Raw genomic sequence first — 21,087 nt, forward strand, 5'->3', positions numbered from 1 at the left:
AGCCCTAGGTGAATGGAACAGCGTGGATAGTAAACGCTACGCACTAGTTATCGGTCGATAAATTATCCCTTGAAATAAATTATCGAATGATAAAATATGCAGCTGTACCGTCTCTAATCCGCACTGTCAGGAGAGAACATGGGAGTCCTAGCGCTCGACCATTTCACCATTCGCACCGAACAATGGGGCAAGACCGCCGAGTTTTTTGAACAAGTGGTTGGCCTGTCACCTGGGCCGCGCCCGGATTTTCGTTTCCCTGGCTGCTGGATGTACGCCGGCGGCCGTCCGCTCTTGCACATCGCCAGTATCGTGGGCGGTGACAAGGATCTGCAGGCCTATCTGGGCGAGAAGCCGGGCGGCTACGGGTCGGGCGCCCTTGACCATGTCTCGCTGCGTTGTGAAGGGCTGGAAACCGTGCAGAACCGCCTGCAATCCCTGGGCATCGCCTTTCGCGAACGGGTGATTCCGCAGATTGGCGAGCACCAGCTGTTTCTTGAAGACCCCAACGGCATCACCATCGAAATGATCTTTGACTATGTGCCAGGAACCCGGATTGTCGGCGAGGCCATGGCGAGCCTTGCCATTGGCCCGTCTGCGGAAGGTCGCTGATGGACTTCAAACGTCGACGTGTGATTCAAGCCCTGGGCAGCGCAGCGTTATTGGCGCCGCTGCTGGCCCGTGGCAATAACCCTGAGAGGAGCCCAACCATGGTACGACTCGGTGTGACTGATCTGTCCTTTCATCGTGCGACAGCCGCGGTGGTTGCTTCGGTATTGCAGCGCATGGGCTTTGGGGTGGAGCGTTCGTATGCGCTGCACGAGGCCAATTTCGAGCAGTTGCGTGCTGGCAGCATCGACATGATTGCCTCCGCATGGATCCCGTCCAGCCATGGGATGTACAAAGCCCGGGTGGAAGAGGTGGTCGCCACCCGCGAATTGGGCCTGCATTACACCCCGTATGCGTTGTGGGGTGTGCCCGACTATGTGCCGGTGTCGCAGGTGGACTCCGTGGATGACCTGCGCAAACCCGAGGTTATCGCCCGTATGCACACGCTGATCCAGGGGATTGGCCCGGGCGCCGGGATTACCCGGTTTTCGCTGCGGATGATGGAGGACTACGGCCTTGCGGCGGCGGGCTACCAGTTTCGCACCGGCACCCAGGAACAATGCGTGGCGGCGTTCGAGGCGCTGGTCGAGGAGGGCAGATGGGGCGTGGTGCCACTTTGGCATCCGCAGTTCCTGCATTTCCGCCATCGTATCCGTGATCTCAAGGATCCCAAGGGGCTGCTGGGCAGTGTCGACCGTGCGGTGCTGTTGGCGCGGGTTGATCGCCTGGGGCGGTTCAGCGAGGCGCAATTGCAGGTGCTCGATAACATCCGTCTGAGCAATGCGATTGTCGCCGAGTTGGATTACGCCCTCAATCGCCAGGGTAAAAGTGCGGACCAGGCGGCTGAGGGCTGGCTACTGAACAACCCGCAGACTCTCGCCTCCTGGCTGGCGCCATTGGCCTGAACACAATCAAAACAGGAACCGATCATGACCACCCCTGAATCGCGTCTGCAGGCCGCCGGCATCACCTTGCCTGTTCCCGCCCCGGCCCTGGGTAACTACGTGCCCTGGAGCATTGTTGGCAATACCTTGATGACCTCCGGGCAATTCCCCTGGATTGATGGCCGGCTGCTGTACCGTGGGCGCCTGGGCCGCGACCTGAACCTGGAGCAAGGGTATGCGGCCTGTCGCCTGGCGGCATTGAATGCAATTGCCCAGCTCAAGGATGCGGTGGGGGATTTGAGCTGTATCCGCCAGGTCTATCGGCTGGAAGGCGTACTGAATGTGGCGGAGGATTTCCATGAGCACCCCAAAGCCCTGGATGGCGCGTCTGACGTGCTGGTCGAAGTCTTCGCCGAACAGGCCCGGCATTCGCGCATGATCTGGACCAACCCGGTCATCCCCATGGATGGCTTTTGCCTGGTGTATCTCTTTGCGGAAATCGACGCCCCGTAAACGGCCTTCACTACGCCTCGTTATGCAGGGCGCCATCGAGGAAGGCATTGACCCGCAGGGTAATCAGTTCGGTCAGATTCTCAGGGACGGGCATCTGATACACCCACTTGCGCACCCCCAGGTAAAAGAAGCTGCTGTGGAAGCCCCACAGCACTTCGATCTCAAGACTCAGCGCGTGTTTATCCAGCGGGGCGCTCAGTTGCTTCTGATGACGCAGCTCTTCGATGATCGTCAGGAACACCGTCTCGTGCAATTGTTTGAGATAGCGCTGGTTCAACTCCGGGTCCTGCAGGCCGGCGTACAGAAAGATCCGCACCCATTCATTGCTCAGGATGGTGCGGGTATAACCGATAAAGTAATCAATCAGCCGTTCCCTTAAAGGACGCGTGCGGTCCTTGAGCTGCTGCTCCAGCTCAGGGTCCCAGCGGTTCATGAACACCTGCTGGTACACCTGTTCGATGAGTAATTGCTTACTGGGAAAGTAGCGGTAGAGCAGGGGCTGGGTGACCTGCAGCCCCTCGGCCAGCTCGCGGGTGGTGAGCGCAAAGCCTTTCTGGGCGAAGAGGGTGATCGCTCGTTCGACCATCTGCTGCTGACGATCGGCAGCCGTGAGATTTTTTCGGCCTGGCGTGGTCGCCTTGTTGATAACGCTGATTTTTGCCATTGTTGACCTATGCAGTGCCACATCTAGAAAGCGTGACAGAATCATACGCGTTGCAGCGGTCAACGTGGGCCCGCATCGATGTGGCCATCGACACCTTTACAGGAAGACTCCTATGCATTCATTCATCCGCGCGGCGCTGTTGCCAGTGGCCATTTTCGCCATCAGCGCACACGCCCAGACCGGACCTTCGTTCAAGTGCAGCGCAAACATGGCCAGTTCCGTGGAAACGCTGATTTGCGGCAGCGAAGCGCTTTCCGCCCTGGATCGCCAGATGGCGAGCACCTACAACACCGCGCTGAAAAAGGCCGGCAGCCAGGCCAAGATGCTCAAGGCCGAGCAACGTGGCTGGATCAAGGGGCGCAACGACTGCTGGAAAGCTGACGACAAACAGGCCTGCATTCGTGACAGTTACAAGCAGCGGTTGGTTGAACTGCAACAATGAATCTTCCGCTGTTTGTTTCTCTGGATGGGCCCAAGGGCACCGGCAAAACCACACTGTTGGAAGCCGTTACGAAAGTACTGAGGGCAGACGCCAAAACGGTAATCCGACTTTGCGAGAAAAAAAGCGATCCCTTTAGACGGGAAACAATGACCCTCGTTAACAAGCTGGTGAGAAATCCCTGCCGGGATCTGGAGTTGCAGGTGTGTGAACGCCTCGCGGATAGCCGTGCATGGATTTCCCGACAGGTGCTGACTAAACAACCTCCGGGCAGCATTGTGTTGATTGATCGCTGGTACCCGTCTGATGCCGCGTTTCGGCGCATAGTCCCGTTTGCAGACATTCTCCAGTTGAACATTGATCGCAACGTGCAAGTGCCAGACCTGCACGTCGGGATCGTCACCGCCCCTGAAATTTCATGGGCGAGGGCCGCAGCACGACGGCGCGGGCTGAGCAGTACTGTGATGCATACGCTGGAAGAACATGTTGCCTGTACCCAGGCGTTCGAGCGAGCGGTTGCAGATCAAGGCTGGGTTTTATGCCGCAACGAGGGAACGCTTGAAGAGGCAACATTGCAGGTGGTTTCTGAGATTTATCGCGTGCTTGCCTGCTCATAATGGCGTGGTGAGCGAAAACGGGATACGCAGCTCCTCGACAGGCCCTGAATCCCGGCCGCACATTTCGTCGTGCGCGCATTGCTGCACCAGCACGCAAGGAAATGCCGGCACGGTCTGCAGCAAGTCGCGCAGGTGGGTGGTCGACCGCAGGCGCATCGGCTTGGCCGCATCATCAAGCAGGGTGAACTGGCCGTGATCCAGGCGGATTCGTGCCAGATAAAAACCACCTTCGAGTGACAGCAACTCCAGCTCGCGTATTTCGCCCTTCGCGGCCCGTTCGGTCAGTGCTTGCAAATTCAAGGTTTACTCCTTGCCTACCAGGGTAGGCGCTCGCCGTTATAAGCAAAAAAATTGCCGCTGTCGGCAGCAGTCAGACGGTCAATCAGCGATAACAACTCGCGGGCAGCAATGTGTGCCGGCCTGGCTGCCGAGGCACCACGAAAGGGCTGTGAAAGGCCTGAAATAACGGTGCCTGGATGCAGGCTCAGCAAGCGGGTTTGCGGGCGGGTTCGCGCCAGTTCGATCGCCGCGGTTTTAATCAACATGTTCAACGCGGCCTTGGAGGCGCGATATGCATACCAGCCGCCCAAACGGTTATCGCCGATGCTGCCAACCTTGGCCGAAAGCACCGCCATCGCGCCACGAGGGTCGAGCAATGGCAAAAAATGACGCAAAACAAGCGCTGGTCCCAGGGCGTTGACCTGGAACACTGCCTGAAACGCATCCGCCTCAATGGCGGAGTAACTCTTTTCCGGCTTGATTTCTTTGCGATGGAGCAGGCCCGCAGCATGCAGGATTAACTGGTACGGGGCTTCTTCAGCTAATTCGGCGGCGGCTTTGGCGATACTCTCGGGCTCTTCCAGATCCAACCCCGGAAGACTATGACGCGTCAGTTCGCGAACAACCGAGCAGCGTGGATCTTCTTTGAGCAACTGACAAAACGCCGTGCCAAGGGCTCCACTGGCGCCTATCACTAAGGCGCGATAGCCGTCGCCAAGGGAGTTCATTTCGAAGGGGCTGTTCATGAGTAGCGCTCTAAGGCTGCCTCGTTTTCAAGGTGTCCGACGCGTCGGGTGCGTGTTGTGATTCCGGCACTGCGCAACGGTTATCGACACATCGACGTCGCCCATCCGGGTGAGGCAACCACGCCAAATGGGGGCGCAAGCGGCAGAACAGCTGATAACCGAACGCCAGCAGCGGTCGAAGTGCACGCCAGGTCAGGGGGCTGGCCCAGAATCCCAGGCCGGCGGCACGCCAGCTCCATAGGGTGGCGTCCAAGCCTTCAACCCAGCGGCCGTCGGCGAAACGGGCGTGAAGTACGGACTGCATGTGCTCGAACGTAAAGCCAAGGGCCTTGGCGTCAAATTCAGCGCTGTTTAAGTCAATAAATAGCAGTCGGCCATGTGTGGCGTGTCGGCGCAGGATCTTGATTTCCCGCGCGCACAATGGACAGTTACCGTCAAAGTACAGCGTCAGTGGCCAAGGATTTTTGTTGTACATTGCACTATACCTTGTATAGGTTTTATCTAAGATAGGCCTAAAGTAACCACCTGACAATGTGCGCAATGCTTATGCGTGTTAACCACGGGCCAATGCCATCCGGCTACGCGCCCGCAATTGACGCGTGGCAAGCGCAAAGGTATCCAAGAGTCTTATCGAGGTATTTGCATGGCTACGCGCAACGATAGCTTGGTCCGCCACCTTATCTGTATTGCTCTTATGCTCCAGAGCCCGGACATATTTGCCGATTGGCGTGAGGCGGTCCCCAATGCCCATCTGTTGGGCAGCGGGGATATGCGAGTATTCGGTTTCTCGGTCTACAGCGCGCAGTTCTGGAGCCCACGCCTGATCGCCGGTGAGCCGCTGGTTGCAGATGCACCTTTTGCGCTTGAACTCACCTACAGCCGCGCTATTAGCCGCGACGATCTAGTCGAGGCCAGCATCAAGGAAATCCGTCGCTTGTCACCCTATGGCCTGAACTCAGATCTGATGGGCCGCTGGGAGCGGGAAATGCAGCACGCGTTCGTCAATGTGCGCGCAGGCGACCGCATCACGGGCGTTTATGTTCCTGGAGAGGGCGTGCGGTTTTACTTCGGCGACAACCTAAGGCGCGTGGTGAGGGATGAAGCTTTCGCCAAAGCCTTTTTTGCGATCTGGCTTGACCCCCGAACACGCAACCCGGAACTGCGAGCCCAGTTGCTGGGTGGATCTAAACCCAGAGGGCGTTGAGGAATTGCACAATTGGATAAACCGGGTTTGTCGAACCGGTGTCCTGACGCCGGCATTCATCGCGCTGGTGCCAGTGATGCTGGCTCTGCTTGGAAATGCGCAAAACAAGATATTGGCGTGGCGAAAAACGGGCATTGCCTTTATCCATGCTGGTTTTCGGCCTGCTTCTCATCAATATTATGGCGAGCGACACCTCACTATTAGGCTGGCGCGTTGCGCGCGATGAACATGCGCCTTCAACGAAGCCAGATCAGTGCCGATACATACTGAAAGCTCGAAAATTATAGGTTAGGGTTGCTAAAAATCTGGAGGATCAGCCATGCCCCGTAATATTGCGTTCTCTACGTTCGTATCAGTCGGCTGCGCAGAGTGCCGAAATCTAGAAGGGTTGGGGTTCGATTTCATAATGGCATTCCAGCCAATCGTTAACGTAAGAACGCGCACAACCTTCGCCTATGAAGCCCTTGTACGTGGGGTGAACGGTGAGTCGGCGGCGAGCATCTTGGATCAGGTTAATGACGACAACCGATACCGCTTTGACCAAGCATGCCGAGTCAAGGCTATCGAGAGAGCGACGGAACTAGGTTTGCTGGGCATTCCAGACTGCAAGCTCAGTATCAATTTTTTGCCAAATGCTGTGTATCGACCCGAAACCTGCATTCGAGCCACTCTGGAGGCTGCCAGACTGTTTGGGTTCCCTCCAGAGAGACTAATGTTCGAAGTGACCGAAGGTGAACGTGTTGATGACCCTATGCATCTAAAGGGGATTTTCGAAGAGTACAAGCGTCAAGGTTTCACTACATCTATCGACGATTTCGGCTCGGGTTACTCGGGGTTGAATTTATTGGCGATGTTCCAACCTCATGTGCTAAAAATTGACATGGCTCTCACAAGAAACATTGACAAAGACCCAGTTAGAACTGCAATAGTCGAAGGTATTGTTTTAGTCGCAAACCGTTTAAATATAGTGGTTGTGGCCGAAGGTATTGAAACCCGTGATGAGAGTGATGCATTACTCCGCTTAGGCATAGATCTTATGCAAGGGTACCTCTTCGCACGACCTGATACATTTCTACTACCGCTTCCAATTTATTCCTAATTGAAAATTTCATAGCGCACATCGTTGTAGGCTCAGGTTGTGATTTTTGGTGTAACGTTCTAAAACGCCTAACATCACACCGACATCCTGGCTAAGCAAGTGATTTTGGTTTGAGTCCAAGAGGGCCTGTGATGGCCATTTTTTGGCTCAGCACTGGGCAGGTTTACTACGCCGGCAGCGCTCAGAACAGTAACGAACTTCCTCCCAGCAGCGCGCCCATTTCTTCCTCCATAGGAAGGGAAGGCCGCAAGTCATGCAGGTTTTGACCGGGAGTTCACTCTTTTTCAAAATGATTCACCGTTATCTAAGTTTGCGAGCAACAATTGACCACGTTGCCAGAGCGCTTGCTGCTTTGATTCAGGCATTCGGTCGAGGTTTTTATACGGCATGCCCATACGGTGATTGCTGCGCAGGCGGTCGCTGTGACGTATCAGGAAGTGCCAATAAAGCGCATTAAAAGGGCAGGCATCATCTGTGGTGCTTTCGCTCACCTTGTACGCGCAGCCACGACAATAATCGGACATGCGCTTGATGTATTGGCCGCTCGCACAGTAAGGCTTAGATCCCATGTAGCCGCCGTCTGCATGCATGACCATACCAAGTGTGTTGGGCAACTCCACCCAGTCGAACGCGTCCATGTAGATTGCCAGGTACCACTCACATATTTGACTCGGCGCGATACCTGCGAGCAAAGCGAAATTGCCGGTAACCATTAGCCGTTGGATGTGATGAGCGTAGGCATGCTTAAGGCTTTGGTTAATGGCTTGGCGCATGCAGTTCATCTTCGTTTCGCCTGTCCAGTAGAACTCTGGAAGCAACCGTGTGTTGCTGAATTCATTTCCGTCGGCATATTCAGGCATCTTCAACCAGTAGATGCCTCGGACGTATTCCCGCCAACCGATCAGTTGACGAATGAAGCCTTCGGCAGCGTTCAGCGGAATCCGCTGCGCCCAGTACGCGGCTTCGACGTCGCTGCACAACTGGCGCAGATCCAGCAGGCCGATATTTAGCGCGGCGCTGATCCGCGCATGAAACAGGAAGGGTTCGTCACTGGCCATCGCATCCTGGTAGTCGCCGAACGCAGCCAGGCCCCAATCGAGAAAGTAATCCCACAAGGCTTGGGCATCGGCGTGGGTTACCGGGTAGTCGAAGGTGTCGAGGGCGCCATAGTGGCCGGAGAAGTTTTTTGCCACCAGCGCCAGCACTTCCTGGGTGATGGCATCGGCCGAAAAGCGCATGGGTGAGGGCGCTCTCACACCTTTGGGCAACGCCTTGCGGTTTTCGGCATCAAAGTTCCAGGCGCCACCGACCGGGCTGCGGTCGCCATTAAGCAACAAGCCACTTTTGCGCCGCATCTCGCGGTAGAAGAATTCCATGCGCAGCTGCTTTTTGCCCTCGGCCCAAGACGAAAATTCGCCGCGGGTGCAGAGAAAACGGCTATCGCTATGCCACTGGATCGTTAAGCGACAGTCCTTGAGCGACTGCTCCAGGCGCCAGTCACCGCACTCAGTCAGGTGCAGTTGCTGTGGCTGAAGCAGTGAGTGCCAGCGCCGTAACTCGCCGGGCACCGATCCACTGTTGTGCGGATCATCCAGGCTGACGTAGTGCACGCGGATACCGCGCTGCTTCAACGCCTCGGCAAAATGGCGCATCGCACTGAAGATCAGCGCGATTTTTTGTGGGTGATGGGGCACATGGCTTGCTTCCTCCATCACCTCGACCAGCAACACCGCATCGCGCTGGGGATCCAGCCCCTGCAATGAAGCCAAGTCCCAAGACAGTTGGTCGCCCAGCACCAGGCACAGTCGGCGAATCTTACTCATTTGCCAGGCCCCCGGCGCAACGTGACTCACCAGGGCGCCGCCAGCGAGAAAGGAATGCGTAACGACTCGATATCGTCGTGGATCTGCTTTCAGCCATTCCAAACGCTGCGCCAAGCGCACCGCTGGCGCCTATCACCAAGGCGTTCATTTCAAAGGAACTGTTCATTGAGTCTCTCCTGCAAGCCTGCGCGAGCTCCGAGCGTTAACTGCGTTGCCCAATCAGTTGCAGGAACTCCAGCCGCGTAGCGGACGACTCACGAAAGGCGCCCAGCATCACTGAGGTGGTCATCACCGAATTTTGTTTCTCCACGCCCCGCATCATCATGCACATGTGCTTTGCCTCAATGACCACGGCCACGCCGGCCGCATCAGTGATGTGCGCAATAGCGTCGGCAATTTGCTTTGTAAGGTTTTCCTGGATCTGTAAGCGGCGGGCGAACATATCGACGACCCGGGCGACTTTCGACAGGCCCAGCACCCGCCCAGTGGGGATGTAGGCAACATGAGCCTTGCCGATGAAGGGGAGCAGGTGATGCTCACACAAAGAATACAGTTCGATGTCGCGCACGATGACCATTTCATCGTTTTGCGATTCGAACAATGCGCCGTTGATCAAATCCTCTAGACTGATCGTGTAGCCATTGCACAGGTACTGCATCGCTTTGGCTGCACGCTTGGGAGTATCCAGCAGTCCTTCACGCTCAGGGTTCTCGCCGACGCCGACGAGAATTTCACGGTAATGCTCGGCTATTGATGTGTTCATTAAGATTCCTCGAAGCCATGCTGCTCTTACCGTCAAATTGCAGCGCCAGTGGTCAGTTTTTATTGTACATTATCTGATGCGCTGTATAGGTTCTGTATAGGGTAGGCCTAAAAAAACCACCTGACAATGTGCGCCATTCCTAGGCGTGATGCGTATGGGTGGCTGTCGCAGGCACCATTTCTACGCGATGCGCGTGCCCCCTTGGACAGACCGTCGGAGTCCGTTTGTGTGGCTGTAACGCGGACCTGAGGATTCAGCTGTACAAATTAATTGTTTTGTATAGCTTTTGGCGTGCCCGCAGCTGCAATCCCAATTGCTGGGCGGTTCTAAACCCCTGAGACCGTTGAGGAGTTGCACATGTTAAAGGTATTGATAGTTCTGCTAAGCATTGGTCTCGCGAGTTGCAGCCGGGTAGATGTGCATACTTACCGCCAGGAGATGCCCACCCTTGAGCTACGCGATTTTTTCGAGGGGCGGGTCGAAGCTTGGGGCATGTTTCAAAAGCGATCAGGTGAGGTGGTAAAGCGCTTCCACGTGGAGATCAATGGCCAGTCCGAAGGCAATAAGTTAATACTCGATGAGTCATTTACTTACAGCGATGGCACTAAACAAAAACGGGTGTGGACGCTAACGCCAGTTGGCCATAACCAATGGCGCGGAACCGCTGACGACGTGGTGGGGGAAGCGCGTGGTGAGATGGCAGGCAATACCCTGCGCTGGAAATACGTACTGAGCCTTCCTGTGGATGGTAAGGAGTATCAGGTTGAATTAGACGACTGGATGTACCTTATGGACAAGAACACCATGATCAATCGCTCGTTCATGACCAAATTCGGAGTGGAGGTAGGCCAGATCACTTTGTTCTTCCGTAAGCAACCTTGAGTAGTCAGGGCCGGCGGCAGGTACATCCTGCACGTTTCCGGTGTTCAACCCACTGTGGAAGTAACTCCAGCCTGATCCAGATCTCGGGTTCTGGCATAGGAGTAGAAAGCGAGGATCGCACGCAGATGTGCCGCAGCCGTGTTGTAAGCACGGTGCCTGGGTTTAAGTTGGGTGTAGATGAATGGGCAAGTATGGGCAACAGCGCCGCATCACCAGCTTGCACAAGCAGCGGTAGAGGAACGGCACTGAACCAGTTTCATCGCCAGCGACCTCATTCAATGACGCGCCACGAACACGGAGTAGATAGCCCGTTGAATAACACATAATTTAACATAATATATATTATGCGAACCGATGGAATATCCTCGTTGGGCTCTGCTTGACGCTTTTCACCAAGCGGCCCCCCGTGTTTCTCGCCTGCTGGAAAAACACGATGCTGAAACTCGCTGTGGCGCTGCCTACCCGTTAAACCTGGTGGATCCTTTGCGCAGAAGAAAAAGCCTGGCTAACCCAGGCTCGTACTCATGCGAACAGTTCAAGCGCAGCATCATCCCAGTCGTGGCCATGTTCAGACCAACCATTGCCAGTGTGCGGTGGAAACCCGGTACGGCAATAGCCTTGTTTCGCCGTGAAATCGAATATGGCATGCGGATAATCGTTGATTAGCAACACGGCCTTGCTGTGATCAACTGACCAACCGATCTTCAAACTGGAGGGTTTATGTTTGTCTGAAACGTCCGCGACGTTGTAGATATGCAGCGCGTCTTGAATCGGGTTGCTTTCTGCTGCTGTATCCAGGACGTAGAAATAGCCGGTGTCTTCGTCGTCTTCGAATACGACAACGTAAGTTCCTTCTTCCGCGGGTGCTTCTGTGACCGAGTTTTGGCCCACGTGCAGTTCTGATTCGGCAGCGAGGTATATTGGCATCGGGTATTCCTTTACGAGTTGAATGTTTCAGACATCAAGAATACCAACAGCCCACGGCTGGGTGACAACTGTTAACCTGCCCTATGCCTGTCAAAAAAAACAAAAAATGAATAACTAAACTAAATAACTGTTTAGTTTAGTTATATGAATGTACAGTAGGATACGATCCTGCCGCCGCTGATCGCCTATGAACGTCCCGGCTCGCGCTGTGGTGCCCCTTCCACCACCGACTCCCCTGCCCCAGCCGGCACTGTATGAAGTGGCTGCGCAATTGGCAGGCACGCTCGACTCAAGGCAGCTCAAGCTGATATCAGGTTTTAACCTGGCCCATGACCAGCACTGGCATGTGGTGGTGTATTTCTTTAACAAGGGCGTCACTTTCGGCGGTGACAAACACAAAGCCCCCAGCCCTGAGCCAGCAATTTTCCCTTTTAAGAATCGCCTGAGAGAATCCCTGACGCCCACCTCCTACCATGGACCCCGAAGCCACTCCAACATACCCAGGAAAGCTACGGGCCCTCATGTCACCTCTCAACCACTTGCCATTCTGCCGCTCCCTGCTCTGGATCAGTGCGCTGATTGCAGCGTTGCTGGCTCTGGCGCCCTGTGCGCAGGCGACGGTCAAGATTGAAGGCACGCGCCTGATCTACTTTGGCCAATATAAAGAAGCCAGCATCAATATCGTCAATCAGTCCTCCAGCGAACTGGCGGTGCAAAGCTGGGTCACCCGCGAGGACGATGATGCAACTTCGCCGGTGCCCTTTGCCGTGGTTCAGCCGCTGGTTCGCCTGGATGCTCAACAGCATCACCTGCTGCGCATTCTGTACGCCGGCGCAGGCTTGCCCAGCGATGTGGAGTCGATGTTCTTGCTTAACGTCATGGAAATCCCGCTGAAGCCGGAAGCCGCCGACAGTGTGCAATTTGCCGTGCGCCAGCGCCTCAAGCTGTTCTATCGCCCGGCCGGGCTGGCAGGCAGTTCGTCAGAGGCCGTGCCGCAACTGGTATGGAGCCGCACCGATGGGCAAACCCTGACCGTCACCAATCCCAGTGCGTTTCATCTGTCCCTGGTGGATGTGCAAGTCGACAAAGGCGGCCAGGTTCAAGTGCTGGATGACTACCTATTGCTCAAGCCCGGTGAGCGCAAAGTCTTCAGCACCCAGGCCCCCATTAGCGTCGGGAGCCAAATCAACTTTACCGAAATCACCGATATCGGCTTGCAGGCCCGCCATCGCGCGGTTCTCAAGTGATGGAACGCGGGGAATACCGACCTATGTCACCTCTTAAATACCTACTCGTGGCCACCCTGCTTGTCAGCGCTGCCCTCCCCGCTACCAGCTATGCGCTGGCCTGCCGGGTGGACGGTAGCGGCTCGGTCGCCGACACCGCACCGCTGGGTACCGCATTGGCGGTGGCGGCCGATGCGCCGGATGGCACGATTATCTGGGAGTCGGGCCCACGCTCGGTCAACGTGATTTGCAAGGATGACTTTGAGCACGGCCGCGAAGAAGTGTTTTTTTACCTGAACCCGGCAAGCGTCAGTATCGGCAAGGGCATTCGCGCCGGGATCCGCTATAACTCAGTGCCCATCACCCAAAGCAGTGGCAAGTACGGTACAGGGTTCTACTCCGACCGCGGTTGCAACCTGTCAAATTGCGTCGGTTGGGACAAGGCCCGGTTCACCCTCAACTTCAGCGTGTTTATCGAGAAGTTTGGTAGCACGCCGCAAAACGGCCAGGCCAGCACCCTGTCGCAATACCGGGTCTTTCAACTGGACGGGATTACGGGGCTCAACAGCCGGCCCAACAGCAACCTCAACTACATTGTCACCGGCGTGAACGACATCCGCTTTGTGCCCTGCACGCCAGACCTGACGATTACCCCCAGTGTCGTCAACTTTCCCAAACCCTCGCGCCTGGCAAAGGTCGGTGAAGTGGCGAGCACCGCTACCTTCAATCTGAGCCTGCGCAAAGCCTGTGACACTCCGTACACGGTGAGCGCTCGCTTCGCCACGACACCGGGCGGCGGGAGCGTGATCAATGGTTTGTTGGTGCCCGCTAATAACAGCTCCGTGGGCATCGCGTTATCCTGGGACTACACCCATCAAAACCTGCCATTCAATGAATGGTTCCCCTTGGCCAAAATGAATGGTGCCAACCAGACCTTCCGCCAAGACTTCAGGGCTGATTTGAAGTGGCGCGCCCTGCCTCAGCCTGGCGCGTTCGATGCAGCGGTGGTCGTCGATATGTTCTACAAGTAAGCCCATGGGCGCTTTTAAGGATCGTCTTATGCCCAGGCGGCGGATGGCTCATTAAAATCCGCCGATGCGATTTAAAAGTTATCTGCTCCAGATCAATCCCGTCCTGTCCCGACCCGAAGCAGCCAGAAGGCTGCTTCGTCTTTTCGCCATCGTGTTGTTGATTGGCATCTTTAGCGGTGTCTACACGTTTCTGCTGTCCACGTTCAACAATGACATCTCTCAGCGGCGCGGCTACATGAGCAGCGCGATTGCCGAAGCCCATACGTTTTTCACTACCCGCGAAGCCTTGCTCGAAAGCCTGAGCCTGTCGGCGGTGCGCAAATCCATGCAGGCCAAAGCGCAAGCGTACCCGGCTTCCAGCGAAGAGCAGCGCCTGCAGTTGGGCAGTACACCGGGCAACCAGTGGAGCATCTGGCTGACCTCACGCATGCGCAACTACCTGAAGGTCAAACAGGTCAACCTGCTTTACGTGACCGCCGGCCCGAACCCGCAATTAACCCGACTCTACGATTCGACGGCGCAGGTATTACCGTTCTCCCAATGCATGCTCAATCGCCTCAGGACGCTGAAGAAACGCAACCCAGTGGACCCAGGCGAACTCTGGCTGAGTGACCAGAGCGAAGGGCATTCACATTTGTATCTATTCATTCTGCTGGATGAGCGTGACCCCAATTCCGGCTGGCTGGGCCTGGAAATGGAAAGCCACGAAGTGTCCATGACCCTCAATGACCAGAGTGCGGGCGAGTTCATGATGCTCAATTCCAAGGGCATGCTGGTCTTTACCAATAGCCACGAACCCCAGCTGAACCAGTCATTGCTCGAGCCCCAGGGTGCGAACTTTTTCGGTTTTGTCGGCAGTGGCCTGGTGCCGGATCATCTGGTCATTCGCAAGCAACTCAAGTCGTCGGACTGGCAACTGATGTACTCGATCAACCTGCGGGATGTGGTCCGCGGATTGTGGCGCGAACTGCTCGGTTCGCTGGTGTTTTGCCTGTTCAGTGTGACGCTGATCTGGCTGGTGATGCGCCGGGTCAACCAGCGCTTCATCATCCCCTCGATCAACGGGATTCAGGCATTGATTGAAAGCGAGGCCTTCAGTCGCGATGTGATCCAGACCGCGCCGGTCGCCTTGTGCGTGCTGCGTCGCACCGACGGCCAGGTTGTGCTGGAAAACACCCTGGCCCAGCATTGGCTGGGTAACGGCCTGGAGCGCGAAGCGCTGTGCACCGGCTGGATCCGCCAGGCGTTCGATAGCGCTCCGTCCGGGCATTGCGACTACTTCGAGACCCTCGACGGCCGCCACCTTTACCTCAGCAGCGCGCCTACCCGCTATAGAGGCGAGGACGTGCTGTTTTGCGCCTTCAGTGATATCAGTGCGCGCAAGCAAGTTGAAGCCGCCCTGGAAGAGGCCCGGCAGTCGGCCGACGCAGCGAATGCCGCGAAAACCCTGTTTCTGGCGACCATGAGCCATGAAATACGCACGCCGCTGTATGGCGTACTGGGCACCCTGGAGCTGTTGGCCCGCACCCAGCTCGACAACCAGCAAAAAGACTATCTGCATGCAATAGAAGGCTCTTCGGCCACCTTGTTGCAACTGATCTGCGACGTACTCGACGTGTCGAAGATCGAGGCCGGGCAACTGGCTCTGGAACTGAGTGAGTTCTCGCCGCTGGACCTGGTCAATGAAATCATCCAGGGCTATGCCGCCGCTGCCATGGGCAAGGGCTTGCAGCTCTATGCCTGCTTTGACCCCAAGTTGCCCGAGCGGTTGATCGGGGATGTCACGCGCATTCGCCAGATCCTCAATAACCTGCTGAACAACGCCGTGAAGTTCACCGACTATGGGCGCGTGGTGCTAAGGGTCAAGTTGCTGGACCGCGACGACGAGCGCTCCAGCGTTCTGTGGCAAGTGTCCGACACCGGCAAAGGGATTGCCCAGGAAGACCAGGCGATGATTTTCGAACCTTTCTACCAAACCGAAGGCAACACCAACGTGGTGGCCGGGACCGGGCTCGGCTTGCCGATTTGCCAGCGCCTGACGCAATTGATGAACGGGCATATCCGTATGGTCAGCGAACTGGGCCTGGGCAGCAGTTTCAGCCTGACCCTGCCTCTGGAAGAGGCGCCCTGTACGCCCATGAGCAGCCTGTTGGCAGAGACGATCTATGTGGTTTCGCCGATCCCCGAACTCGCTCAATCCATCGGCGGCTGGTTGCGCCGTTGGGGCGCCCGCGCACAGATCGGCCAGCCGACCCACCCCGAGGGCCAGTTACTGCTGGAACTGCATCCAGGCAGTTTCGAACAGCCACTGGTGCCCGCCTGGCCGGGGCCGGTAATCCTGGTGAGCAGCAACAGCAGCAATGGCCAGCAGAGCGAGACCGGCGCGTGGCACGCCAACCTCAATCAGTTGAGCGCGATTCACCAGGCTGTCAGCCAGGCGCAAGGGTTGTGGGTGGCCAGGGTCGACGAGCAGGCGCACAAGCGTGAACTGCGCAAGCTCAACCTGCATGTGCTGGTGGCCGAGGACAACGTTATCAATCAATTGATTTTGCGCGATCAGCTTGAGGAACTTGGCTGCACCGTGGAGTTGGCCTGCGATGGTCATGAAGCGCTGCTGCTGTGCAAGGCCTCACACTTCGATGTGGTACTGACGGATGTGAATATGCCCAGAGTCAACGGCTATGAATTAGCCAGGGAGTTACGCAGCCAAGGTTGCTCGCTGCCCATCATCGGGGCTACCGCCAACGCCATGCGCGGCGAGGCCGACTTGTGCCTGGCCGCAGGTATGAACTATTGCCTGGTCAAACCCTTTGCGTTGCGGGCCCTCTTTAATTACCTGGAGCCTTACGCACGGATCCCCCATGAAGCGCTATAGTATTTTGATCGTCGAGGACCATCCTCTGCAGCACTTGTACCTGCAGAACCTGCTCAATGAATTGGGAGACTTCATGCTTGAAGCCGCCCAGGATGGGAACGAGGCACTGGAGCGTTTGCGCCAGCGGGATTTCGACCTGGTGCTGACTGATCTGCTGATGCCCGGCATGGATGGCGTGCAGTTTATCCAGAGCCTGGCAACCCTGCGCTGCAAGCCCGCCCTGGCCATTATGAGTGCCGCGTCGCGGCGCATGTTGATGGCGGCCAGCCTGGTGGCGAAAAACCTTGATGTGAAAGTCATCGGTCTGATTTCAAAACCCGTCGCCGCCGACGCGCTGCGCAGCCTGGTCGGCCAACTCAATCACAAGGATCGCAGCCCTGACCCGTCGCTCCCCGCCGCAGCGGAAATTGGCCGGCATACGCTGCTCCAGGCCATGGGTAACGGGCAAATCCAGGCGTGGTTCCAACCCAAGAAATCCTTGGCCAACGGCCGTATCGTCGCCGCTGAAGCACTGGTGCGCTGGATGCACCCCGAGCAAGGGCTAATGTTGCCCGCGGCGTTTTTGCCGGCAATCAAGACCTTCGAACTGGAGGAGCGTTTGTTGTGGCTGGTGCTCAAGCAGGCCATTCATGCGCAGGAGCGATGGCGTCAGCGTGGATACGATGTTCCAGTGTCGATCAACCTGCCGACCCACCTGCTCAATAGCCATGACTTGGCAGACCGCCTGCTGGATTTTGTCCTGGATAACCAGGGTATTCCGGGGATGATCTGCTTCGAACTGATGGAGTGCTCGGTGCCCCAGGACATCAGTAACTTCTATGCCGGAGCTTGCCGCCTGCGTATCAAGGGGTTTGGCTTGTCCCAGGACGATTTCGGCAAAGGCTACAGCTCATACCTGAACCTGGTCTCGACCCCTTTTACCGAGCTCAAGATCGACCAGGCGCTGGTACAAGGCTGCCACGATAACGAAGGCATGACGTCGGCCCTGGCCAGTATCATCGCACTGGGCCGTAAACTGGGGCTGACCGTGGTTGCCGAAGGCGTTGAAACGCCCCAGCAACTGGCCCTGCTGCGCAAAATTGATTGCACTCAAGTTCAGGGTTTCCTGATCTCTCAGGCAGTCTCCTCGGAACAATTTCAGCAACTGTTGAACAATGATGGCCCCGCGACATCTCATTAGCCTGCGGCCCGATTTTGTCTAACCTCTATCAGGAGTAAGCTCCATTCAGTGCCGATTTCTCATCCGCCTGCGAAACCCCTTAATGAAGCACAACGACGCCATCCTTGAAGCATTCACCCGCAGCTCACTGCGCCTGAATAAAGGGCTGATGGTGGTGCTCGGTCTCGCATTGCTGTTGGCGGGCACCAGTTACTGGGCACTGCAGCGAGTGATCGACGAGCAGTACGCCGCCGTGCGTTTTCATTTTGCCCGGCTGATGGAAAATATCCAGGAGCAGGAAACGTTCTTGAGAACCCTGGCGCAGCCCGCTATCCAGCGCGATCTGATCAGTGACAAAAACACCCAGGCCAGCCTCAAGGGGCAAAGGCTGGATGCGTACAACACGCGTTTTGAAGGCCGCGAGTTCGCCTTTTCGGTGCCCTTCAGCAGCCGATTCGATGAGCAACGAGTCAGCGCTGGCGAGCAGCAGAAGATATTTGCCCTGGGGACCCACCTGGCCAGTTACTACAGCGCATTCTGGTCATCGTCGCCCTACCCTTCACCCCATGCGTTTGTCTTCAATAGGCTTGTCAACTACTACATAACGGTGCCGGCGGTCGGCTACCAGCGCGGCGGGAAGACCGCCTACAACGGCCCCTCCGCCGAGCGGGCCGACGCTGTGCAACAAAGGCTGGGGCAACTGCCTCAGCCTCTGGCGGACAATCAGCTTTACTGGGAAGCCTACGTCACGTCCGGCGAAGACCCTGCGCCTCCGCGTCTGCTGGCCTACATCGGCATTACCCTGAACCCCCAGGTGATGCGCAGGCATGAAGGCAATAAACAGGTGCTGGTGGCCACCCTGCTGGATATGGCGCAAGTCAACGATGTGGAGCGCACGATCGAGTCGTCCGTCTACGACCGCTTCACCCTGCTCTCACCCAGCGGCCAGACGCTGGCGGGGCCTTCTCTCCTGGCCTCTTCGCTGAGTGAGGGGCTCAACTTTCGGGCCACCGGCCTGGAGTTCAAAATTACCCACGACACCGAGCAGCAGTGGACGGCGATCTATGGGATCAGCTACAAGCATTTTTTTCGCTATGCCTTTTGGCCGCTGACCAGCCTGGCGCTGTTTATCTGTGCGGTGCTGGCGATCTCCTGGGCCGGCACCCGCTGGTATCGCAAGCAAGTCATTCGCCCGGCGCGCCAGGCCCATGAACGCATCGCAGAGAGCGTGGCCTTTAGCCGTGTGATCATCGACACCGCGCCCACTGGGCTGTGTGTGGTGGGCCGCGCAGATGGCCAGGTGTTGATCGAGAACCAGCGGGCGCAGCAATGGCCGGGCACGACCAGGCTGGTGGCTGCCCTCGGCCGCATCCAAGAAAGTGCCGAGAGCGGCGAAACCTACCTGGAGATCGAGGGCCGGCATTTGCAGGTTGGCTTTGTCTCGACCCGTTACCAGGGCCAGGATGTGCGCCTGTATGCGTTCAGCGACGTCACCCGCCATATCGAGGATGCCTTGGCCCTGGAAGATGCCAGGCGGGCCGCCGACGCGGCCAACGAAGCCAAGACGCTGTTCCTGGCGACCATGAGCCATGAAATTCGCACGCCTTTGTATGGCGTGCTGGGCACCCTGGAATTGCTCGGGTTGACGCCCCTGGACCCACGCCAGAAAACCTACCTGCACACGATCCAGCGCTCATCTGCGACGTTGTTCCAACTGATCAGCGACGTGCTGGATGTGTCGAAAATAGAATCCGGGCAGATGGCAATCGAATCCATCGAGTTCTGCCCCCTGGACATGTTGGAAGACACGCTGCACACCTACACCGCCTTCGCTCAGCGCAAGGGCCTGCAACTGTATGGCTGCATTGACGCGCAACTGCCGGACTGCGTAGTCGGCGACCCCATGCGTATCCGCCAGATCCTCAACAATCTGGTGAGCAATGCCGTCAAGTTCACCGACATCGGGCGCGTGGTGATTCGGGCCAGGGCCGTGCGCCGCGGCGACGATCGCGTCGACCTCGAATGGCAGGTGACCGATTCTGGCGTGGGCATCAGCCAGGCGCAGCAAGCCAAGCTGTTCGATTTGTTCTACCAGGCCCCGGACACCGCCGGCCAAGGCGGCGCAGGGTTGGGGCTGCCGATTTGTCGCTGGCTGGCCGAGATGATGGACGGCCAGATCAAGGTCGTCAGCGAACCCGGCCTGGGCAGCAGTTTTACCCTGAAGATGCGCTTGCCGCTCGGCACCAGCGAGCTGCCGGGCCTCACGCCCATTGAACCGAGTACTTCTCCTGTGTATGTGCAGGCACCCGTGCGCGAGTTGGCGGAGTCCCTGTGCGACTGGCTCAACCGCTTGGGTATCCAGGCCACGTTGTCGGCGCTGCCCCTGGAGCAACAGAGTGCGCAGGCGGTGCTGGTGGATATGCTGCCTGCCGGCCCCCTGCAGCCATGGGCTGGACCGCGGGTGCTGTGTGTGCCGGGCGCGCATAGCCCGCCTCTGTGCACCGCGCAGGGCTGGGAAGTGGATATGCATGATGTGCGCGCCATTGCGTCGGTGGTTGCCCTGGCACAGCAAGGTAAACAGGCGTCAGCGCTGCGTGTCGAGCAACAGAGCGCGGGGCAGTTGGAGCTGCGCATTCTGGTCGCCGAAGACAATCCGGTGAACCAGGAAATCATCAAGGAGCAACTCGAGGCCCTCGGCTGCACGGTGACGCTGGCAGACAATGGCGAGCAAGCCATGCACCTGTGGCAACCCCAGGCCTTTGACCTGGTGCTGACGGACATCAATATGCCGTTGATGAACGGCTATGAACTGGCCCGCATCCTCAGGGAGCATGATCCTCAATTGCCTATCATCGGTGTCACCGCCAATGCCATGCGCGAGGAAGGCATTCGTTGTCTGGCGGTCGGGATGAATGCCTGGTTGGTAAAACCCTTGAGCCTGCAAACCCTGCGTGCGCAATTGATCAAACTGTGCAAACCGACATTGCGCGCTGAGCTGCTGGTGATTGACACGGTGCAGCTGTCGGACAAAATGCGCCCGTTGTTTATCAGCAGCGTGCAGCAAGACTTGCAGCGCATCAGTGCCGCTCTTGAGCAGCGTGATTGCCGGTGCCTGGCTGAAACCCTGCACTCGGTTGCCGGCGCATTGGGTGCCGTGCAGGCACTCGACCTGGCCCAGGCGTGCATCGAGCTGGAAAGCCAGTTGGCAGTCGGTCGGCTCAATGCCGGGCTGGAACTACGGATAAAGCAGGTTATCGGCAGGCTGTCGGCCTTGCTCGGGGCGCAGCTATGAGCGCACCGCACGCCCTTGTGTACACGCGCATGGGATCACCTCACTTACTGAACCAGGA

The 21,087-nt window shown here is 57.3% G+C and carries 21 protein-coding genes; 13 read left to right on the forward strand and 8 right to left on the reverse strand.

The window, feature by feature from the left end:
- Positions 1-138 precede the first annotated feature (138 nt).
- Genes HBR94_RS12770 through HBR94_RS12780 form a run of 3 tightly spaced genes read left to right on the forward strand, consistent with a single transcriptional unit; the run spans position 139 to position 2,003 of the window.
- The gene (locus HBR94_RS12770) at positions 139-609 is read left to right on the forward strand and encodes a VOC family protein (protein WP_115128212.1); all 471 of its coding nucleotides are present in this window, start codon (positions 139-141) and stop codon (positions 607-609) included.
- Positions 609-1,511, forward strand: a complete 903-nt coding sequence (locus tag HBR94_RS12775; protein ID WP_115128213.1) for a glycine betaine ABC transporter substrate-binding protein — start codon at positions 609-611, stop codon at positions 1,509-1,511. Before HBR94_RS12770 ends, HBR94_RS12775 begins: the two co-directional genes overlap by 1 nt.
- Before the next feature lie 24 nt (positions 1,512-1,535).
- A complete protein-coding gene (locus HBR94_RS12780; RefSeq protein ID WP_170044912.1) occupies positions 1,536-2,003 on the forward strand; it encodes an Atu1372/SO_1960 family protein in 468 nt (155 codons plus the stop codon).
- 10 nt (positions 2,004-2,013) lie between these two features.
- Here the strand turns inward: HBR94_RS12780 and HBR94_RS12785 are convergent, their stop codons facing one another.
- Entirely contained in the window at positions 2,014-2,667 is a 654-nt protein-coding gene (locus tag HBR94_RS12785; RefSeq protein ID WP_222932007.1) for a TetR/AcrR family transcriptional regulator, read from the reverse strand.
- 112 nt (positions 2,668-2,779) lie between these two features.
- Here HBR94_RS12785 and HBR94_RS12790 point away from each other — a divergent pair, with 112 nt between their 5' ends.
- Both HBR94_RS12790 and HBR94_RS12795 read left to right on the forward strand, forming a co-directional pair.
- Positions 2,780-3,109 carry a lysozyme inhibitor LprI family protein gene (locus HBR94_RS12790; protein ID WP_170044913.1) on the forward strand — a complete coding sequence of 110 codons (330 nt, stop codon included), beginning with the start codon at positions 2,780-2,782 and terminating at the stop codon, positions 3,107-3,109.
- On the forward strand, positions 3,106-3,723 hold the full coding sequence (locus tag HBR94_RS12795; protein ID WP_170044914.1) for a dTMP kinase: 618 nt from the start codon (positions 3,106-3,108) through the stop codon (positions 3,721-3,723). The genes HBR94_RS12790 and HBR94_RS12795 overlap by 4 nt, the downstream gene beginning before the upstream one ends.
- Here the strand turns inward: HBR94_RS12795 and HBR94_RS12800 are convergent.
- The 3 genes from HBR94_RS12800 to HBR94_RS12810 are packed head-to-tail and all read right to left on the reverse strand — an operon-like array spanning position 3,718 to position 5,223.
- The gene (locus HBR94_RS12800; RefSeq protein WP_115128216.1) at positions 3,718-4,023 is read right to left on the reverse strand and encodes a DUF6482 family protein; all 306 of its coding nucleotides are present in this window, start codon (positions 4,021-4,023) and stop codon (positions 3,718-3,720) included. The two genes, HBR94_RS12795 and HBR94_RS12800, sit on opposite strands and share 6 nt — an antisense overlap.
- A gap of 14 nt (positions 4,024-4,037) precedes the next feature.
- Positions 4,038-4,748 (reverse strand): SDR family NAD(P)-dependent oxidoreductase, encoded by a 711-nt coding sequence (locus tag HBR94_RS12805; protein WP_170044915.1) that lies wholly within the window; start codon positions 4,746-4,748, stop codon positions 4,038-4,040.
- Between the two features lie 10 nt (positions 4,749-4,758).
- Positions 4,759-5,223, reverse strand: coding sequence for a DUF393 domain-containing protein (locus HBR94_RS12810; protein ID WP_170044916.1), 465 nt, complete (start codon positions 5,221-5,223; stop codon positions 4,759-4,761).
- A gap of 168 nt (positions 5,224-5,391) precedes the next feature.
- Between HBR94_RS12810 and HBR94_RS12815 the strand changes: the two genes are divergently transcribed.
- Both HBR94_RS12815 and HBR94_RS12820 read left to right on the forward strand, forming a co-directional pair.
- On the forward strand, positions 5,392-5,952 hold the full coding sequence (locus HBR94_RS12815; protein WP_262383390.1) for a chalcone isomerase family protein: 561 nt from the start codon (positions 5,392-5,394) through the stop codon (positions 5,950-5,952).
- 319 nt (positions 5,953-6,271) lie between these two features.
- Entirely contained in the window at positions 6,272-7,051 is a 780-nt protein-coding gene (locus tag HBR94_RS12820) for an EAL domain-containing protein (protein WP_170044917.1), read from the forward strand.
- Positions 7,052-7,198: 147 nt separating this feature from the next.
- On the opposite strand, the gene HBR94_RS12825 is transcribed toward HBR94_RS12820, so the two are convergent.
- The 3 genes from HBR94_RS12825 to folE all read right to left on the reverse strand — a co-directional run bounded on the left by HBR94_RS12825 (position 7,199) and on the right by folE (position 9,637).
- A complete protein-coding gene (locus tag HBR94_RS12825; RefSeq protein ID WP_120733116.1) occupies positions 7,199-7,339 on the reverse strand; it encodes a DUF2256 domain-containing protein in 141 nt (46 codons plus the stop codon).
- Entirely contained in the window at positions 7,336-8,874 is a 1,539-nt protein-coding gene (locus HBR94_RS12830) for a cryptochrome/photolyase family protein (RefSeq protein WP_170044918.1), read from the reverse strand. The genes HBR94_RS12825 and HBR94_RS12830 overlap by 4 nt, the downstream gene beginning before the upstream one ends.
- A gap of 202 nt (positions 8,875-9,076) precedes the next feature.
- Positions 9,077-9,637: a GTP cyclohydrolase I FolE gene (folE, locus tag HBR94_RS12835; protein ID WP_057436461.1), complete on the reverse strand. Its 561-nt coding sequence runs from the start codon at positions 9,635-9,637 to the stop codon at positions 9,077-9,079.
- A gap of 357 nt (positions 9,638-9,994) precedes the next feature.
- Here folE and HBR94_RS12840 point away from each other — a divergent pair, with 357 nt between their 5' ends.
- Entirely contained in the window at positions 9,995-10,519 is a 525-nt protein-coding gene (locus HBR94_RS12840) for a DUF3833 domain-containing protein (RefSeq protein ID WP_057436468.1), read from the forward strand.
- A 522-nt stretch (positions 10,520-11,041) separates the two neighbouring features.
- Here HBR94_RS12840 and HBR94_RS12845 read toward each other — a convergent pair.
- A complete protein-coding gene (locus HBR94_RS12845; RefSeq protein WP_170044919.1) occupies positions 11,042-11,446 on the reverse strand; it encodes a DUF2251 domain-containing protein in 405 nt (134 codons plus the stop codon).
- Positions 11,447-11,967: 521 nt separating this feature from the next.
- Here HBR94_RS12845 and HBR94_RS12850 point away from each other — a divergent pair.
- From HBR94_RS12850 to HBR94_RS12870, 5 genes are all read left to right on the forward strand, one after another.
- Positions 11,968-12,693 (forward strand): molecular chaperone, encoded by a 726-nt coding sequence (locus tag HBR94_RS12850; protein ID WP_120733122.1) that lies wholly within the window; start codon positions 11,968-11,970, stop codon positions 12,691-12,693.
- Between the two features lie 23 nt (positions 12,694-12,716).
- Complete coding sequence (locus HBR94_RS12855; RefSeq protein ID WP_057959501.1) at positions 12,717-13,703, forward strand: hypothetical protein; 987 nt, start codon at positions 12,717-12,719, stop codon at positions 13,701-13,703.
- Between the two features lie 64 nt (positions 13,704-13,767).
- A complete protein-coding gene (locus tag HBR94_RS12860) occupies positions 13,768-16,578 on the forward strand; it encodes an ATP-binding protein (RefSeq protein ID WP_170044920.1) in 2,811 nt (936 codons plus the stop codon).
- Positions 16,565-17,758 (forward strand): EAL domain-containing protein, encoded by a 1,194-nt coding sequence (locus HBR94_RS12865; protein ID WP_057959499.1) that lies wholly within the window; start codon positions 16,565-16,567, stop codon positions 17,756-17,758. The genes HBR94_RS12860 and HBR94_RS12865 overlap by 14 nt, the downstream gene beginning before the upstream one ends.
- A gap of 82 nt (positions 17,759-17,840) precedes the next feature.
- The gene (locus tag HBR94_RS12870; protein ID WP_170044921.1) at positions 17,841-21,029 is read left to right on the forward strand and encodes a hybrid sensor histidine kinase/response regulator; all 3,189 of its coding nucleotides are present in this window, start codon (positions 17,841-17,843) and stop codon (positions 21,027-21,029) included.
- The last annotated feature ends 58 nt before the right edge of the window (positions 21,030-21,087 follow it).

Origin of the sequence: Pseudomonas sp. WS 5412, from assembly GCF_012985615.1 — a bacterium.
Lineage (GTDB): Bacteria > Pseudomonadota > Gammaproteobacteria > Pseudomonadales > Pseudomonadaceae > Aquipseudomonas > Aquipseudomonas shahriarae.